Annotated in this window: 2 tRNA genes and 1 rRNA gene; all 3 read right to left on the bottom strand. The window is 57.8% G+C overall.

Annotated elements, in window-relative coordinates:
• A 23S ribosomal RNA gene (locus ABIC70_RS28380) occupies positions 1-300 on the bottom strand; the annotation flags it as partial.
• A 328-nt stretch (positions 301-628) separates the two neighbouring features.
• Positions 629-704 (bottom strand) — tRNA-Ala (locus ABIC70_RS28375).
• 34 nt (positions 705-738) lie between these two features.
• Positions 739-815 (bottom strand) — tRNA-Ile (locus ABIC70_RS28370).
• Positions 816-1,060 lie beyond the last annotated feature (245 nt).

Genomic DNA, 1,060 nt, shown 5'->3' with positions numbered 1-1,060 from the left:
TTTCCTCCGGGTACTGAGATGTTTCAGTTCCCCGGGTTCGCTTCAAACCCCTATTGTATTCAGGATTTGATACCTTCATGTGACCAACCGTATTGTTGCTTCTACGGAGCCAGTCCGCGGGTGTCCGCGGAAAGACAGGCCATAGAAACACAATACGGAAGGTCGAAGGTGGGTTTCCCCATTCGGAAATCCCTGGATCAAAGCTCGTTCGCAGCTCCCCAAGGCTTATCGCAGCGTACCACGTCCTTCATCGCCTCTCAGCGCCAAGGCATCCACCGAATGCTCTTAAGGCACTTGATCGCTCTCGTGATCGATGTCCGTCGCTGATCCGACAGCCGTAAGGCTGGCCGATCAGCGCGACACGGTCACAAAAAGACCAGTGATCAGATCGTTTCCGACCCGACCACCGTATGCTTGCCGAACATGACCGCCGGGGTTGGCAGCTTTCGCTGCCCCAACGGCCACATTCCCTCTTCACGATGTCACTGATTGTTTTCGCACACGGCAGCGTCAACCGAACCTGTCGGTCCTCGCTGATCATTGCCGCGGCAAACCCATTCTCCAGATAGCGGCCTCGACACACATCTTCGGGCGGCGGCCGTTTGCACGACGCCAAGTCCCAAAAAGATGGTGGAGACAGACGGGATCGAACCGACGACCTCATGCTTGCAAAGCACGCGCTCTCCCAACTGAGCTATGTCCCCAAGGGGCATGCCAGCAGGTCGAACGTCCCGTCCATGGTGGGCCTGGGACGACTCGAACGTCCGACCTCACCCTTATCAGGGGTGCGCTCTAACCACCTGAGCTACAGGCCCAGTACGATCAAGCTGTCGCGAGACCAAACCGCAGCATCAGCCGCAGTCGGATCGCTTGAGCGATCGCGCTATCTGGTGAGGAAGAGAAACGAGGGCGGCATCTGTCCCGCCAATGGGCTCTGACTGAGCCCTGATATCCTAATGACGCCGTCCGAGGAGCGGACCGGAAGACCGGTCATCCTGCTGTCAGCATCCTTAGAAAGGAGGTGATCCAGCCGCAGGTTCCCCTACGGCTACCTTGTTAC

The organism is Methylobacterium sp. 1973 (assembly GCF_040545035.1).
Classification (GTDB): domain Bacteria; phylum Pseudomonadota; class Alphaproteobacteria; order Rhizobiales; family Beijerinckiaceae; genus Methylobacterium; species Methylobacterium fujisawaense.
This window is presented reverse-complemented; position numbering and strand designations above follow the sequence as displayed.